The 15054-nt window shown below is 59.9% G+C and carries 15 protein-coding genes; 9 read left to right on the top strand and 6 right to left on the bottom strand.

Annotated elements, in window-relative coordinates; all coding sequences use genetic code 11:
* Positions 1-4: 4 nt before the first annotated feature.
* On the top strand, positions 5-1411 hold the full coding sequence (locus HJB91_RS15215; RefSeq protein WP_210632033.1) for a TRAP transporter large permease: 1407 nt from the start codon (positions 5-7) through the stop codon (positions 1409-1411).
* A 9-nt stretch (positions 1412-1420) separates the two neighbouring features.
* Positions 1421-2455: an L-idonate 5-dehydrogenase gene (locus tag HJB91_RS15210; protein WP_221155230.1), complete on the top strand. Its 1035-nt coding sequence runs from the start codon at positions 1421-1423 to the stop codon at positions 2453-2455.
* Between the two features lie 65 nt (positions 2456-2520).
* Here HJB91_RS15210 and HJB91_RS15205 read toward each other — a convergent pair whose 3' ends face one another.
* The 5 genes from HJB91_RS15205 to HJB91_RS15185 form a co-directional block, all read right to left on the bottom strand.
* Positions 2521-2934: a curlin gene (locus HJB91_RS15205; RefSeq protein ID WP_210632031.1), complete on the bottom strand. Its 414-nt coding sequence runs from the start codon at positions 2932-2934 to the stop codon at positions 2521-2523.
* Between the two features lie 171 nt (positions 2935-3105).
* Positions 3106-3504 carry a curli-like amyloid fiber formation chaperone CsgH gene (gene csgH / locus HJB91_RS15200; protein ID WP_221155227.1) on the bottom strand — a complete coding sequence of 133 codons (399 nt, stop codon included), beginning with the start codon at positions 3502-3504 and terminating at the stop codon, positions 3106-3108.
* A 62-nt stretch (positions 3505-3566) separates the two neighbouring features.
* Positions 3567-4004: a curlin gene (locus HJB91_RS15195; protein ID WP_210632029.1), complete on the bottom strand. Its 438-nt coding sequence runs from the start codon at positions 4002-4004 to the stop codon at positions 3567-3569.
* Positions 4005-4340: 336 nt separating this feature from the next.
* Positions 4341-5438, bottom strand: a complete 1098-nt coding sequence (locus HJB91_RS15190) for a PHB depolymerase family esterase (protein WP_221155226.1) — start codon at positions 5436-5438, stop codon at positions 4341-4343.
* 121 nt (positions 5439-5559) lie between these two features.
* The gene (locus HJB91_RS15185) at positions 5560-6453 is read right to left on the bottom strand and encodes an alpha/beta fold hydrolase (protein WP_221155225.1); all 894 of its coding nucleotides are present in this window, start codon (positions 6451-6453) and stop codon (positions 5560-5562) included.
* Positions 6454-6750: 297 nt separating this feature from the next.
* Here HJB91_RS15185 and HJB91_RS15180 point away from each other — a divergent pair, with 297 nt between their 5' ends.
* The 3 genes from HJB91_RS15180 (at position 6751) to HJB91_RS15170 (ending at position 9588) form a co-directional block, all read left to right on the top strand.
* On the top strand, positions 6751-7155 hold the full coding sequence (locus HJB91_RS15180) for a hypothetical protein (RefSeq protein WP_210632026.1): 405 nt from the start codon (positions 6751-6753) through the stop codon (positions 7153-7155).
* 692 nt (positions 7156-7847) lie between these two features.
* Complete coding sequence (locus tag HJB91_RS15175; RefSeq protein WP_311044440.1) at positions 7848-8684, top strand: alpha/beta hydrolase; 837 nt, start codon at positions 7848-7850, stop codon at positions 8682-8684.
* Between the two features lie 175 nt (positions 8685-8859).
* Positions 8860-9588 (top strand): gamma-glutamylcyclotransferase, encoded by a 729-nt coding sequence (locus HJB91_RS15170; protein ID WP_221155223.1) that lies wholly within the window; start codon positions 8860-8862, stop codon positions 9586-9588.
* 49 nt (positions 9589-9637) lie between these two features.
* Here the strand turns inward: HJB91_RS15170 and HJB91_RS15165 are convergent, their stop codons facing one another.
* A complete protein-coding gene (locus HJB91_RS15165; protein ID WP_221155222.1) occupies positions 9638-10537 on the bottom strand; it encodes a LysR family transcriptional regulator in 900 nt (299 codons plus the stop codon).
* Positions 10538-10650: 113 nt separating this feature from the next.
* On the opposite strand from HJB91_RS15165, the gene HJB91_RS15160 reads away from it, so the two are divergent.
* The 4 genes from HJB91_RS15160 (at position 10651) to HJB91_RS15145 (ending at position 14925) form a co-directional block, all read left to right on the top strand.
* The gene (locus tag HJB91_RS15160; RefSeq protein WP_210632024.1) at positions 10651-11583 is read left to right on the top strand and encodes a VOC family protein; all 933 of its coding nucleotides are present in this window, start codon (positions 10651-10653) and stop codon (positions 11581-11583) included.
* A 317-nt stretch (positions 11584-11900) separates the two neighbouring features.
* Positions 11901-12590 (top strand): hydrolase, encoded by a 690-nt coding sequence (locus tag HJB91_RS15155; RefSeq protein ID WP_221123497.1) that lies wholly within the window; start codon positions 11901-11903, stop codon positions 12588-12590.
* A 65-nt stretch (positions 12591-12655) separates the two neighbouring features.
* The gene (locus tag HJB91_RS15150) at positions 12656-12943 is read left to right on the top strand and encodes a XapX domain-containing protein (protein WP_221155221.1); all 288 of its coding nucleotides are present in this window, start codon (positions 12656-12658) and stop codon (positions 12941-12943) included.
* The gene (locus tag HJB91_RS15145) at positions 12943-14925 is read left to right on the top strand and encodes an amidohydrolase (RefSeq protein WP_221155220.1); all 1983 of its coding nucleotides are present in this window, start codon (positions 12943-12945) and stop codon (positions 14923-14925) included. The genes HJB91_RS15150 and HJB91_RS15145 overlap by 1 nt, the downstream gene beginning before the upstream one ends.
* Positions 14926-15054 lie beyond the last annotated feature (129 nt).

The following is a 15054-nucleotide window of genomic DNA, read 5'->3' as shown; positions in this document are numbered from 1 at the left end:
CCCGATGCTGCTGCTTCTTGGCTCGTTTCTGCTGCTGATGCTGGTCGGCGTACCCGTCGCCATTTCGATGGCCGTCGCCTCCGTGCTTTACATCGTCCTTTATGGCGTGGCGCCCGACATCATCGTCGCCCAACGCATGATCGCCGGCGTCGAAAGTTTTCCGCTGCTCGCCGTGCCCTTCTTCATCCTGGCCGGCAATCTGATGAATTCCGCCGGCGTCACCGGCCGCATCTATTCCTTCGCGGTCGCTCTGGTCGGCTGGATGAAGGGCGGGTTGGCGCAGGTCAATATCATCGGCTCCGTCATCTTCTCCGGCATGTCGGGCACAGCGCTCGCCGATGCCGCCGGCATCGGCACCATCGAGATCAAGGCGATGAAGGACCATGGCTATCCGGTCGAAGCGGCCGTCGGCGTCACGGCCGCCTCCGCCACACTCGGGCCGATCTTCCCGCCGTCCCTGCCCTTCGTCATCTACGGCATGATGGCGAACGTCTCGATCGGCGCACTTTTCATGGCCGGCATCCTGCCGGGCGTCGTCATGACGCTGCTGATGATGATCACCGTCGCCGCCTTCGCCTATCGCAAGCGCTGGGGCTCGGACGCGCCGTTCAATGTGCGCGAGCTCCTGTCGGCCGGCATGGAAATCGTCGTTGTCCTGATGGTGCCTATGGCGATTTATCTGATGATGGGCGCCGGCCTCTCGATGAATGCCGCGGCGGGCATTGCCCTTCTCGTGCTTCTGGCGCTCGACTGGTATTTCGGCTTCTCCGCCGTCATGGCGCTGATGACCCCGGTCATCCTGATCGGCGGCATGACGATGGGCTGGTTCACGCCGACGGAAGCCGCCGTCGCCGCCGTGCTCTGGTCGCTGTTCCTCGGCCTCGTGCGCTACCGCACGATGACGCTCTCGACGCTTGCCAAGGCAAGCTTCGACACGATCGAGACGACGGCATCCGTTTTGTTCATCGTTACCGCCGCATCGGTCTTCGCGTGGCTCTTGACGGTGAGCCAGGCCGCGCAGCTGCTGTCGGATGCGATCCTGTCGATCACCGACAATAAATGGGTGTTCCTGATCCTGGTGAACCTGCTGATGCTTTTCGTCGGCTGCTTCCTGGATACGATCGCGGCGATCACCATCCTCGTGCCGATCCTTCTGCCGATTGTCGCCAAGTTCGGCATCGATCCCGTCCAGTTCGGCCTGATCATGACGCTGAACCTGATGATCGGCTTGCTTCACCCACCGCTCGGCATGGTGTTGTTCGTGCTGTCACGGGTGGCGAAGCTCTCGGTCGAACGCACGACGATGGCGATCGTGCCTTGGCTCGTGCCGCTGTTCCTGGCGCTGCTCCTGATCACCTTCATTCCCGCCGTATCGCTCTGGCTGCCGCAGCAGCTCGGACTGTTGAGATAGGAGGCTAGGATGCAGACGCGTTTGGCGCGGCTTTACCAAAAAGGCGATCTCAGGGTCGAAATGGACACGGTTCCGGCTCCCGGTCCAGGCGAGGTGCTTCTCAAGATGGCGGCCGCGGGCATCTGCGGCTCCGACCTGCATTATTATCAGGACGGCGGCTTCGGGCCGGTCAGGGTGCGCGAGCCGATCATTCCCGGCCACGAGGCCTCGGGGAGGGTGAGCCAAGCGGGCGAGGGGGTCGAGCTCAAAGCCGGCACGCTGGTCGCAGTCAATCCAAGCCAGCCCTGCGGCCATTGCGAATATTGCTTGAAGCGACTGCCGATCCATTGCCTCGATATGCGCTTCATGGGAAGCGCGATGCGCCTGCCGCATGAGCAGGGCATGTTCCGGGAGTGGCTGGTGGTGCCGGCCCGGCAATGTTTCGAAATGGGAGCCGAGACGACCGCCGCGGAAGCGGCCTGCAGCGAGCCGCTCGCCGTCTGCCTGCATGCCGCATCGCGCGCCGCCGAGATCTCGGGCAAACGCGTCCTCGTCACCGGCGCCGGCCCGATCGGCTGCCTGATGGTTGCCGCCGCCCGTTATCATGGCGCGGCCGAGATCGTGGTGACCGACCTTGCCGATGCGGCGCTCGCACGGGCCAAAGCGATGGGCGCCAGCCGCACGATCAATGTTTCCGACGGGGCTGCGGCACTTCCCGAATTCGAGGCGGGTAAAGGGTATTTCGATCTCGTCTTCGAATGCTCGGCCGCCGCACCCGCGATCCGCAGTGCGATCGCCGCCATTCGGCCGCGCGGCACGATCGTGCAGGTCGGCGTCACCGGCGAGATCCCGGTCCCACTCAACGCCATTGTCGGCAAGGAGCTACATATCCACGGCACCCAGCGGTTCCACGAGGAATTCGCCACTGCCGCGGGGCTGATCGCAAGCCGCAAGATCGATGTCCTGCCGATCATCAGCCACAGCTTACCCTTGGAAGAAGTCGCCGCAGCCTTCACCCTTGCCGGCGACCGTGCGGTCGCCTGTAAGGTGCAGCTTACATTCTAGCGGCTTAAATATTCGCCGTAGAGGTATGGGCGCTGACTGGTCGCGCCCCAGCCTTGTGAACTGCCTTACCAGCCATAGCTGAAGGTAGCACCACCGCCGTTATCCCCATCCTGCACGACGTCCGTTTCAGTATTTCGCCCATACTGGAAAATGCCATAGGCATTGTTGTTGCCGTTCTGCTGCAAGGTCGCGGAATGACCATTGCCCCGTTGCCGGACGAACCCCAGGTTGCCGCGGCCAGCCTGAGCGATAGCGGCCGCGTTACCCCAGCCCCGCTGCCGGATGTCAGCATCTTTCAGACCTCGGTAGAGCGAATAGACGCGCAGCCCCGTTGAAAAAAGTCCGGCATCCTGAGCATTGTTCGGTGCGAGGTTGAGCGAGATCCGGCCGCCGGCATAGGCTGGCGCAGACACGGCTACTTGGCCGAGGCTCCCGGCAAGAAGGGTGATGGCAAGGATCTTAAACAAATTGCGAGTCATTCTGATCTCCATTTCCGGCTGCCTCAGCCGATGATCAACTTTCGCATCCTGCAGCTGAACCAAGTCGGAATTGCCCGTTCAGTTGTCGTTCAGTCGCTTCGTCCTGATTGAATGGAAAAGGACGCCGGAAACCGGCGCCCTTTCAGGAAGACTGCAGGTCATGGAGGCCGATTAGTTGCCGCCGATCTGCTTCGCGCAGCTGAAACTCTTATCCCCGACGACGACGTCCAGCGTGGCTTTGTATTTGGCTCCTTTCGAGTCGAGCGAGACCGAACCAAGAATTGCCGTGCGTCCCTCTGCGGCATCGAAATCGCCACTCTGGTTGATCGTGGAGCTTCCGCCGCCTCCCACTTTTTCGACATGGAAGGTGTAAGTCACGCCGACATGCATGTCGGCGTGGACGAGTGCGTCCAGTCTCACCATACCAGCCCCAGGGGTTGTTTTGATTTCGCAAAGCTGCGCGCCGTCAGATGGGTCGGCAGTCGTCATGGCGGAAACCGCGCCGACGGGAAGCAGGACCAGCGCGAGAATCGTCATCGCGCGGCGCGGATGTTGGATGCAATTTGGCATGGTCGTTTCCTCTGATGGTCTGCTGTTGCGATCTTGACCTGTTTCACCGCATTTGCAGCCGCCTACGGGCAGGCCTGGACGAAGGCCGCGACATTGCCGTTGCCGCCCTGGCTGACATTGGCGCTGCAACCGTGGCCAACCTGGACGCCGGCCGCGATGTTGCCATTACCGTCCTGGGTAAGGATGGTCGTATGGCTGGAGCCGAATTGGCCAATTCCCGCTACGTTGCGGTTGCCACGCTGATAGGTGGCGCCATAGTTGTCGTTGCCTTCCTGACCGACAGCTGAAAGATTTCGATGACCATATTGACGGCCGAGAATCCGGTTGTAGCCACCGTTCTGGTAGGTTCTGATCCGGTTTTCGTATCCTTCCTGTGCCCCGCCGGCAGAGTTAGACCAGCCATATTGTTCGATACGAACATCATTGGCCATGGCGGGGCCGGCGGCGGTAATGCCGACGAGAGCGACGAGTGCGGTTGCAATGATAGACGTGCGGATCATGAATATGTCTCCTCAGGCGGATAAGACCGCGGTTGAACGTCTTTCTTCTAGACGCTCCCTTCGGAACGAAAGCTGAAGGCACCATTCAGTCGGGGTTCATTCGCGGAGATCGGCGCCCTCCTCGCGGCCAGATGACCTTGTTCAAATCGATACCCCTCGTGGTTTTTCCGATGGCCATTTTTACGCGCCCGAGCAAATGCGCTTAGTCTAGCACTTCAAGGCTCCGACCGACGCCGTGGCCGAAGAGAGCTGGTGCGCCCTATCCGTTTTGTTGATCACCGCACACTCGGTGCGGCTGGTTCCCTCCCCTCAGACCGGGACGGGATCCTCGTAAAGTCATCGAACAAGACCCGCGGCTTTGAGTGCATTGTAAATGGTGCGCGCTATCGAACTTGAGTTTGGCTGGCTTTCGGGGCCTTCTTTGCCGGAAGGAGACCTTACCTCGACGACTGCCCCTGGCAGGATGATTTCCCCATCGAAGCCGCCGCCGCTATTGTGAACCCGGAGCGACTCGACCTCATCTCTGCCGTCATGTTGCAGAATCTGCCAGAAACGGGCGATTTCCCTTGTTGACGATATGCCGGTCTCGAGCATGAACGGCCCTTCGACGCCGAGGCCACGTTCACCACGCGTCGCGAGCGGCACGCCATGCGCCATGCCGGCGATCTCGAATTGCTCGAGCACCTCGCGACCTGCCGAATCCACCCATATCTTGCGCTTGTTACCGTTGACATTCTTTATGGCCGGCGCCTTCTGAAGTGCATGGATCCGTCGCCACTGCTCGACGATCTGATCGCCGTTGCGCGGCTTGACAGTGTGATCATGAGTGCCGTGCCAGACCGACAAAGTGGGCCATGGGCCGTCGTGTTCGGATGCGTTTCGAACAACTCGCTTCAGCTCATCGGGCGGCGATACCCTCTTTCCCTGCATCTGTTCGAAGGCGGCGGTCACCGTCGCTGCGCAGCCGTAGGGCAATCCGCCGATGACGGCGCCACCGGCAAAGATCTCGGGATAGGTCGCCAGCATGACGGCACTCATCGCACCGCCGGCGGACAGCCCGGTGACAAATATCTTGGCGGGGTCGATTTGACCTGCGGCGACCATTGCGATGATCATCTGGTAAATCGACAGAGCCTCCCCAGTACCTCGCCGGGTGTCTTCAGGCTGGAACCAGTTGAAGCAAAGGTTCTGGTTGTTTGCGCGTTGCTGCTCGGGATAAAGCAGCAGAAAACCTTCTTCGTCGGCAAGCCGAGACCAGCCGGAGCCCCTGTCGTACCCATCGGCATTTTGCGTGCAGCCATGAAGGACGACGACCAACGGTGCAAGGGGAAGGGGATTGCGCGGTTGGTATGTGAAAGCTTTGAGATTGCCGGGGTTGTTTCCGAAGTTGCGAAGTTCGTTCAGACGGCGAGATTGTGAACGCTGGATTTTCATGTCGTTTCCTTCGCGTTTCAGGCACGAAGCTCGACTCTAACCAACGTGATGGCGAAAAGTTGCTGCGATGCAAAATAATTTCGCGGCGCAGCAAACCGTAGGCGATCATTCAAGGGCCCACTCACGGGACACCAGCCAAATGCTGCCGCTTAGAAGATTGCCGTACTCGCTCCCTCGCAAGGTCGCTCAGCATCTGTCGGGCTACGGCTGGCACAACATGATGCGGAAGGTGGCCGACGCCCTCGATCACCCTGATCGTCGGCCCCGGATGCTTCTGCCGAAGGCCATCGATATGCCAGGCCGGCTGAACTATGCGATCCTCCGAACCGAACAGGACGTGCAATGGAAGATTGCCGGGCAGCTGCGGCAGAAGTTCCATGTCTTTGTTGAAGGCCCGCAGCTCGTTAGCCATTGTTTCAATTGCGCCCGGATTGACCATATGAGCGGCCGGCAACACCGATAGCTGGGGAGGTAACGTGTTTGGACAGGATGACGACCGCAGACCACGCTCGAGAAAAAACGCTGCCCATCGGCTGATTACGTGCTGACGGATCAGGGATCCCACCATCGGGGCAACGGCCGCCCGGAGGATGAGCAGCGGTTTTGGTGGGACGGGCCTGCAGCACGGCGAAATCAGCAGCAATCCGTTCACCAGTTCCGGCCGGCGCGCGGCCAGATGAAGTGCCGGTGCGCTGCCGATGGAGTGGGCTACGATCGAGACGCAATGCAGGTCCATTGCATCGATCAGGCGCTCAAGCCAAAAGGATTGGCCTACCGGTCCTCGTTCAGCGAGAGGAAGAGGGCTGCTGAAACCGTAGCCCGGACGATCGGGGGCCACCATTCGGAACGGGCTCTGAGCGAACGGAAGCAGAACCTCTTCAGCCAGGCTCCCACAGCCATGGAGGACAAGGACCGGTCTTGCGTTCAAGTCGCCGCTCTCCAGAACATGCACCTGGTGCTTGTCAATCTGGTAAATCGTGCCGATCCGGGGGCGAAATGCCTGCTGCTTCAACATGATCCAACAAACGCCCGCGGTTGGTTCTCGGTTCCGCGACGCTTGTGGCTTAGTTCAACCAACCTGTTCCAGCCGGAGCGTGCCCGCGCCAAGCCGCCGTAACAAGTTCCACTGACGGCTGTCATCCGGGGTTAACCCGCTTCACCCGCCGGCAATGTCGTCCAATGTCGCCTCGCTTCCCGGCATTATTTCTACTGTAACTCGGCAACGGGGCTGGCGCTCCAAAGATCTCCAATGCGCTCGTTCTCAGAAGCTTGAAAACATGCTAGGTTTCGTCGGCTACAGAGGGGAAAAACAATGCCACGCATCGCAAATCTTTACTTCAAGACCGCCATCATTTTTCTGATCGCCGGCATCTCGATCGGCCTTCACATGTCGATCTCAGGTAATCACGCACCGACCGGGGCCCATGCCCACGCCAACCTGCTCGGCTGGGTCACCATGGCGCTCTTCGGCGTTTACCACGCGCTCAACCCACACAAGGCCGAGAAGCGCCTGGCGATGATCCAGTACGTCGTCTACACCTTCGGTGTCGCGGTGCTGATCCCGTCCCTTTATCTGATGCTTTCCGGAAACACGGCGGTGGAACCGATTGTCGCCATTTCCTCGCTCATCGCCTTCGCCGGCGTGCTGATGTTCGCCGTCATCATCTTCTCGGGCAGCGAGGTTTCGAGGCCGGCCGGCGTCTCCCGGGCGAGCTGATCCAATCGGGATGAGCGACTATCTCGGTTGCCAGTTGCATGTTCGAATTTTCCTCGCGCGTCTCCTGCTTTTGCATTGAGAATGACCGGGAGCTTCGAGCCTGGCTTGGCAACCGTTGCTCGACGCGGCCAAATGCGGATCGTGCCAGGCTGCGACGTCTTGGATTCAGCCGATCGCTGTCACATCGGCTCCGCGAGGGCGGAGATCTCCTAGAATGCTCTGAGGCCCGTTTAGCAATCCGATCGCCAGGATATGAACGCGTTCGCGTCTGCTGGCAGGCTGCGATCCGTTCGATCGGAAGTGAGCCACGGTGACGCTTTTGGCACCGGGCTCATCTTGTATGCCGTCCGCCGCCTGCTTCAGGAAAAACAGATGGCCTCACGACAGGAGCACGTCAGGCCCGGGCCAGACCTCCCATTATTTCACGCGACGCAATAAACTCGCAATTATTCCCGCAATTGTGGATGTGAGGATGTGACGGCAATATTACCCCTGTCAGACGAACACAAGTTAGCTGAAGTTTTCAATAACGAAATCGCAGGACGAAGATGACCCAACCTCGCCATTCCATGACCCGCCGCGACGCGCTGTTGTCCATTGGCGCCGCTGCAGCAGCCATGGCAATTTCACCCTCTCTCAGTTTCGCAGCCAATGCGGCTCCTACCATCAACCCAATCGAAGGATCCAAGAACATGCCATATGTAACCACCAAAGACGGCGTCGAAATCTTCTACAAGGATTGGGGCTCTAAGGATGCCCAGCCGATCATGTTCCACCATGGATGGCCGCTGTCGTCCGACGACTGGGATGCGCAGATGCTGTTTTTCCTGTCGAAAGGTTTTCGCGTCGTCGCCCATGACCGGCGTGGCCATGGCCGATCCGCCCAGGTGGCCGACGGTCACGATATGGACCATTACGCAGCCGATGCCTTTGCCGTCGTCGAGGCGCTCGGCTTGAAGAATGTCGTCCATATCGGTCATTCCACCGGTGGCGGCGAGGTCGCCCGTTATGTGGCCAAGCACGGCGAACCTGCCGGCCGCGTCGCCAAGGCGGTTCTCGTTTCGGCCGTGCCGCCGCTCATGCTCAAGACAGAGGCCAATCCCGAAGGCCTGCCGATGGAAGTGTTCGACGGTTTCCGCTCGGCACTTGCCGCCAACCGCGCGCAGTTCTTTCGCGACGTCCCGACCGGGCCGTTCTACGGCTTCAACCGCGAAGGCGCCAAGGTGCAGGAAGGCGTGATCCAGAACTGGTGGCGTCAGGGCATGATGGGCGGCGCCAAGGCCCATTACGATGGCATCAGGGCCTTCTCCGAAACCGACCAGACGGATGACCTGAAGGCAATCACCGTTCCGACGCTCGTCTTGCATGGGGAAGACGACCAAATCGTTCCGATTGCGGACTCGGCGCTGAAGTCGATGCAGCTTCTGAAGAAAGGTTCGCTGAAGACCTACCCGGGGTTTTCGCATGGCATGCTGACCGTGAATGCCGACGTGCTGAATGCCGACCTGCTGGCCTTCGTCCAGGCCTGATCGGTCCTGGCGACGGGTGCGGCCTCCCACGCACCCGTCGCCTCACAAAGATCCACAGGCGATCGGCGCGCTACCCTCTTCGATAGAAACAGTCCCCGTTAAATGATCAGGCGACCCCCAAGAACTGCCGGATGCGATGGTCCTTCGGCGTTTATCTCGTTGAAATAATTGCCACATGCGAAAAACAAGCACCGCCAAGACACCGGTACCTGTTGCCATGCAACTGACCCCGGACCTCGTAGCCAAAACCTTCAAGCCGGTCGAGGACGAGGGCCCAGAGCCTAACTGGACTCCAATCTCGGGTCAGCGGCTCGATGAACTCGTCAGCAGAGTAGAGCGGGAGGCTGGTGACGAGGAGATATGGGTGTTCGCTTATGGGTCTTTGATGTGGAACCCGAGCTTCGAAGTAGCGACAAGTGAAGAAGCCATTGCCTACGGGTGGCATCGTGCGTTCTCGTTGAGGATAGAACGGCTAAGGGCCACCTCCGATGCGCCGGGTCTGATGCTGGCGCTTCGGCCGGGAGGGAGTTGCTCTGGCCTCGTCCTGAAGCTCCCCTGCGCCACGAAAAGGCAGGATCTGCGTACGCTTCTGGCGCGCGAAATCCGATATGCCGAGGTGTGCGACATGGTGCGATGGGTTTCGGTCGAGACACCGACGGGTAGACGCCGCGCCCTCACATTTTGGGCGAGCACGAAGCGATCACGGCTCACGGAGAAGATACCGCTCGATGACGCCGCAGTGTTGATCGCTCAAGCATGCGGACCGGCGGGATCCTGCGCGGAATACCTGCATCGGACGGTCTTGAATCTGGCAGACCGGAACATCTTCGATCGAAACCTGTGGCAGCTACAGCAAATCGTCGCCGCAAGACTAAGGGCGCTTTCACAGGACGGCTCGATCTGAGGAAGGTGTAAGTCTCCTGAGGATCCGTGATGATGCGCGGCGGTGTACGTCAATCCAGCATGACCATCTGCGCCGCGACTTGCTCTTCGAAGAATTTCGAGAATGAAGCGATGCGTGGTGGAAGGGCTTGGTACGGCGGGTAAAACAGCGTCAGCCACAGGTCAGGCGGCGCCCATCCCTTGAAGACGTGGACGAGACGACCGCTCCTGAGGTGATCGGCGATGTTGAATCCTGGGAGCAGTGCGACACCTGCACCGTCGGCGGCCATGTCCGCCAGTACCTCGCCACTGTTGGCGCTGAAGGCCCGACCTGCCGAGATCGTGATACTTGAGCCACCGTCGGACAATAGCCAGTTCTCGCGCCGGCTTTCGCCGCTATAGGCGAGGCAGTCGTCTGGCTTTAGTTCGTTGGGATGTTGCATCTCGGCGAAACGGCTCCCCGGGGCCGCGACCAGGATACGCGGCACTACCCTGATTTTTCTCCAGATCGTGTACTTGTCCGAAGGCTGTGATGAGATGCGGATCGCCAGATCGTAATCGTCATCGACGATATTCACCAAACCGTCGGACAAGGAGATCTCAAAGCTCATCTTCGGATAGCGTTCCTTGAAACCTGACAGGATCGGCGGCAGCACGGTCTTGCCGAACCACGTCGGCGCGCTGATCCGCAGCCGCCCTTCGTCAGCCTTGTGTGCGTTCATAACTTCGCGGCGCGCTTCTTCCAGCGTCTTCACCGCTGGCTGGATCTGCGCGGCGAAGATCGCGCCGTCAGTCGTCAGCGAGACTTGCCTTGTCGTGCGCACGAAAAGCTGCACGCCAAGTTCCGCCTCGAGTGCTGCGATCGCGCGTGTGACGGCTGCCGGCGTCATGTCCAACTCGCGGGCGACCTGGGCGAAATTTCGCTTCTCGGCGGCGAGCAGGAAGGTTCTGAGGGCTTTGTAATCGTTCATGTCATTGTTTCAGGATTTGCAATTCACTCGAGAGGAATATTGCAATACCCGATGGCGATCAACGGGCGTAGTTTTCAGATGAACAATTTCAATGCCCACTGAAAGGCATCTTCATGATTAAGGACATCAAGGGATTACACCACGTGACTTCGATGGCATCGGACGCGCGGCAGAACAATCGCTTCTTCACCGATACGCTTGGTCTGCGCCGCGTGAAGCAGACGGTCAACTTCGATGACCCCAGCGTCTATCACCTCTACTACGGTGACGAGACGGGGTCGGCCGGGACAGTGATGACCTACTTCCCGTTTCCGAACATGATGCTCGGCCGCCCGGGTGTCGGCGAAGTTGGCGAAACACAGTTCTCAGTGCCGAAGGGTTCGCTGAAGTTCTGGCAGGACCGCTTCACCGCGCAGGGCGTGGATGGACTGGAACTCGACACCGTGTTTGGCGCCAACCGGCTTCGCTTCATGGGCCCGGACGGCGACGCCCTTGCTCTCATTGAATCCTCCGACGACAAGCGGGCACCCTGGGTTGCCGATGGAATTCCCGACGATGCGGCAATTCGCGGTTTCGCCGGCGCAAGATTCAGTCTGCACGACACCGCTGCGACCGAAGAACTGCTCGGCTTCATGGGCTACCAGCGCGCTGACAAAGAGGGCGACGTGACCCGCTTCAATATCCCCGACGGCAATGGGGCGGACACGATCGATCTGGCAGCGTTGCCGAAGACGCCTTTTGCGCGTCCGGGCGCAGGTTCGGTGCACCACATCGCGTTCGCCGTCGAAAACCGCGAGAAGCAGCTCGAAGTGCGCAAAGCTCTCATGGATACAGGCTATCAGGTGACGCCCGTCATCGACCGCGACTATTTCTGGGCGATCTACTTCCGCACGCCGGGCGGGATACTGTTCGAAGTCGCCACGAACGAGCCTGGCTTCAACCGGGACGAGGACACGGCGCACCTCGGGGAGGCGCTCAAGCTCCCGAGCCGATACGAGGACTACCGCGATGAGATCCAGTCCAACCTTGTGCCGCTGACGGCATGAGCAGCAATCTCCAGACAAAACCGCGATAAAACCGCCGCGTTCCGAAAGGGCCGCGGCGCTTTCCATTTCAGCAGCACTGGCGTTCGCGATTGTTGCAGAAGTCGCAATTCAATAGCAATTCTTATTGCAATTCCTTGTGCACCATCCGCGCGGTAAGTGTCTTTCCAGCAGCCAAGACAACGAGTGAGCGGCTCCGATAAGGATCCAGCAACACTTCAAGGATTGCAGAACGAACGTCGCACGGCGGCCGATCGATTGCTGCTGCCCATTTAATAACTCCGCAACAGGCGGTCCAAACAACGGAAGAGGAAGTGACCATGTCCAAGCTCGAAGTCCTGACCCCCGCAAACAGCCAGCTCATCTTTATTGACCAGCAGCCGCAGATGGCATTCGGGGTCCAATCGATCGATCGTCAGACGCTGAAGAACAATGTCGTCGGCCTCGCCAAGGCCGCCAAGATCTTCAACATCCCGACCACGATCACGACGGTCGAGACGCAATCCTTCTCGGGCAACACGTATCCGGAACTGCTTGCTGTCTTCCCGGAGAACGACCTTCTCGAACGCACCTCGATGAACTCCTGGGATGACCAGAACGTCCGCGAGGCGCTGGCGAAGAACGCCGCCGAGGACCGCAAGAAGATCGTCGTCTCCGGTCTGTGGACCGAGGTTTGCAACACGACGTTCGCGCTCTCGGCTCTCCATGATGTCCCGGAATACGAGATCTACATGGTCGCGGATGCTTCCGGCGGCACGTCCGCGGACGCACACAAATACGCGATGGATCGCATGGTGCAGGCAGGTGTTATTCCGGTCACCTGGCAGCAGGTCCTGCTCGAGTGGCAGCGCGACTGGGCCCGCAAGGAGACCTACGATGCGGTCACAGCCCTCGTAAAGGAGCATTCGGGCGCGTACGGAATGGGCATCGACTACGCCTACACGATGGTTCATGGCGCAGAAGAACGCGTCAAGCACGGCAAGCGCATCGGCCCGAACCCCGCGAAGTAACAGTCTGATCAGACCGCTCCGATCACCCCATCGGAGCGGTCCGTTCATTGATTGGAGAACATCTCATGAAAATCTATCTCATGTCGCTTGGCGCTGGCCTGCTCGTCGGGACCGTCTACAGCCTTCTCAACGTCCGATCACCAGCACCGCCTGTCATTGCCCTGGTCGGCCTTCTCGGAATCCTTGTCGGCGAACAAATTATTCCGTTCGCGAAGACGCTTTGGAGAAACGAGCCGGCGGCGATCTCATGGATTCATCAGATCAAGCCGCACATCTTCGGTCACCTTCCGAGGGGCGGGGACCGTATCAACATTGCCCATCAGGCAAAGGCGACTGTAGAGGAGCGGGGCTGATGACCACGCGTCGATCCTTTCTCGGAGGTGCATCGAGCTTGGCCTTCTCGAACCTCTTCTCACCAGCGAAAGCTGCCGATCCCAGACAGACCGGAGTAGATACCATGCATCCCGACCTGATCCTCCACAATGGCCGCGTGACGACCCTTGACCGGACCAATCCGAATGCGACGGCAATCGCCATTAAGGATGGGCTGTTCCTCGAAGTCGGATCCGATAGTGAGATCATGGCGCGCGCTGGTTCCAGCACTAAGATCATCGACCTCAAGGGCAAGCGCGTTCTCCCCGGCCTTATCGACAACCATACCCATGTTGTTCGCGGTGGCCTGAACTACAACATGGAACTGCGCTGGGACGGCGTGCGCTCGCTCGCCGACGCGATGGACATGCTGAAGCGCCAGGTGGCGATCACGCCCGCGCCGCAGTGGGTTCGCGTCGTCGGCGGGTTCACGGAACATCAGTTCGCCGAAAAGCGGCTGCCCACTCTCGACGAGATCAACGCTGTCGCGCCTGACACACCCGTGTTCCTTCTGCACCTCTATGATCGTGCGCTGCTCAACGGTGCGGCTCTCCGCGCTGTCGGCTACACCCGTGACACCCCGAACCCGCCCGGAGGCGAGATCACCCGCGATGCCAACGGCAATCCGACCGGTATGCTGCTGGCCAAGCCGAATGCAGGCATTCTCTATTCGACGCTTGCCAAGGGGCCCAAGCTTCCGCTGGACTACCAGGTCAACTCTACCCGCCACTTCATGCGCGAGTTGAACCGACTTGGCGTGACAGGTGTGATCGACGCGGGTGGTGGTTTCCAGAACTATCCTGACGACTATGAGGTCATCCAGAAGCTGTCCGACGAGAACCAGATGACGGTGCGGCTGGCCTACAATCTCTTCACCCAGAAGCCGAAGGAAGAGAAGCAGGACTTCCTGAACTGGACCCAGTCGGTCAAATACAAGCAGGGTAACGACTACTTCCGGCACAATGGTGCGGGCGAGATGCTTGTGTTCTCGGCCGCCGACTTCGAGGATTTCCGCCAGCCCCGTCCGGAGATGGCTCCGGAAATGGAAGGAGAGCTGGAAGAGGTCGTCCGCGTCCTGGCCGAAAATCGCTGGCCGTGGCGTCTGCACGCCACCTATGACGAGACGATCTCCCGTGCCCTTGACGTGTTCGAGAAGGTCAACAAGGACATTCCACTCGAGGGACTAAACTGGTTCTTCGACCATGCCGAAACCATCTCGGATCGCTCGATCGACCGTATCGCCGCGCTCGGCGGTGGTATCGCCACACAACATCGTATGGCATATCAGGGCGAATACTTCGTTGAGCGCTATGGGCACGGCGTGGCGGAAGCGACACCGCCGATCAGGAAGATGCTCGACAAGGGCGTGAACGTCTCGGCCGGGACCGATGCCACCCGCGTCGCCTCCTATAATCCGTGGGTTTCGCTGTCGTGGATGGTGACTGGCAAGACGCTCGGCGGCATGCAGCTCTATCCGCGTGCCAATTGCCTCGACCGCGAGACGGCGCTCAGGATGTGGACCGAAAAGGTCACATGGTTCTCCAACGAGGAAGGCAAGAAGGGCCGAATCGAGAAGGGTCAGTTCGCCGATCTCGTGGTGTCGGACAAGGACTTCTTCTCCTGCGCCGAGGACGAGATCTCCTTCCTTGTTTCGGAACTGACAATGGTCGGCGGCAAGATCGTGTATGGCGCGGGTGACTTCAAGGCGCTTGACGAGAACGACATCCCGCCCGCGATGCCCGACTGGTCGCCTGTCCGCAAGTTCGGCGGTTACGCGGCTTGGGGTGAACCGGAAGGGGCAGGCGCTCGTTCGCTGCGCCGCACTGCTATCTCTACATGTGGATGTGCGAGCAATTGCGGCGTGCACGGCCACGACCATGCCGGAGCCTGGACATCCAAGCTCCCGATTGCCGACCTCAAGGGCTTCTTCGGCGCTCTCGGCTGCTCCTGCTGGGCGGTCTGACGAACATTCAGCTCGGGTGGCCAACTGCCACCCGAGAGCCGCTCTATAATTGCTATTTTTGCAATTAAGTCGAAACTATTGCTGCAATTGTTGGCAATTCGATAACCGGCCAATATCGCTCCAAGCAAC

The sequence above is a fragment of the Rhizobium sp. NLR10b genome (genome assembly GCF_019685435.1).
Classification (GTDB): Bacteria; Pseudomonadota; Alphaproteobacteria; order Rhizobiales; family Rhizobiaceae; genus Rhizobium.
Note: the sequence above shows the minus strand (reverse complement) of the source record. Positions and strands in the feature narration are given on the sequence as shown.

Excerpts from the sequence above, each read along its gene's own strand:
- HJB91_RS15165 (WP_221155222.1), bottom strand. The coding sequence starts at position 10,537 with ATGAACGATTACAAAGCCCTCAGAACCTTCCTGCTCGCCGCCGAGAAG.
- HJB91_RS15195 (WP_210632029.1), bottom strand. The coding sequence starts at position 4,004 with ATGATCCGCACGTCTATCATTGCAACCGCACTCGTCGCTCTCGTCGGC.
- HJB91_RS15190 (WP_221155226.1), bottom strand. The coding sequence starts at position 5,438 with ATGAAAATCCAGCGTTCACAATCTCGCCGTCTGAACGAACTTCGCAAC.
- HJB91_RS15150 (WP_221155221.1), top strand. The coding sequence starts at position 12,656 with ATGAAAATCTATCTCATGTCGCTTGGCGCTGGCCTGCTCGTCGGGACC.
- HJB91_RS15215 (WP_210632033.1), top strand. The coding sequence starts at position 5 with ATGCTGCTGCTTCTTGGCTCGTTTCTGCTGCTGATGCTGGTCGGCGTA.
- HJB91_RS15155 (WP_221123497.1), top strand. The coding sequence starts at position 11,901 with ATGTCCAAGCTCGAAGTCCTGACCCCCGCAAACAGCCAGCTCATCTTT.
- HJB91_RS15175 (WP_311044440.1), top strand. The coding sequence starts at position 7,848 with ATGCCATATGTAACCACCAAAGACGGCGTCGAAATCTTCTACAAGGAT.
- HJB91_RS15170 (WP_221155223.1), top strand. The coding sequence starts at position 8,860 with ATGCGAAAAACAAGCACCGCCAAGACACCGGTACCTGTTGCCATGCAA.
- HJB91_RS15205 (WP_210632031.1), bottom strand. The coding sequence starts at position 2,934 with ATGACTCGCAATTTGTTTAAGATCCTTGCCATCACCCTTCTTGCCGGG.
- HJB91_RS15160 (WP_210632024.1), top strand. The coding sequence starts at position 10,651 with ATGATTAAGGACATCAAGGGATTACACCACGTGACTTCGATGGCATCG.
- HJB91_RS15185 (WP_221155225.1), bottom strand. The coding sequence starts at position 6,453 with ATGTTGAAGCAGCAGGCATTTCGCCCCCGGATCGGCACGATTTACCAG.
- HJB91_RS15180 (WP_210632026.1), top strand. The coding sequence starts at position 6,751 with ATGCCACGCATCGCAAATCTTTACTTCAAGACCGCCATCATTTTTCTG.
- HJB91_RS15145 (WP_221155220.1), top strand. The coding sequence starts at position 12,943 with ATGACCACGCGTCGATCCTTTCTCGGAGGTGCATCGAGCTTGGCCTTC.
- csgH (WP_221155227.1), bottom strand. The coding sequence starts at position 3,504 with ATGCCAAATTGCATCCAACATCCGCGCCGCGCGATGACGATTCTCGCG.
- HJB91_RS15210 (WP_221155230.1), top strand. The coding sequence starts at position 1,421 with ATGCAGACGCGTTTGGCGCGGCTTTACCAAAAAGGCGATCTCAGGGTC.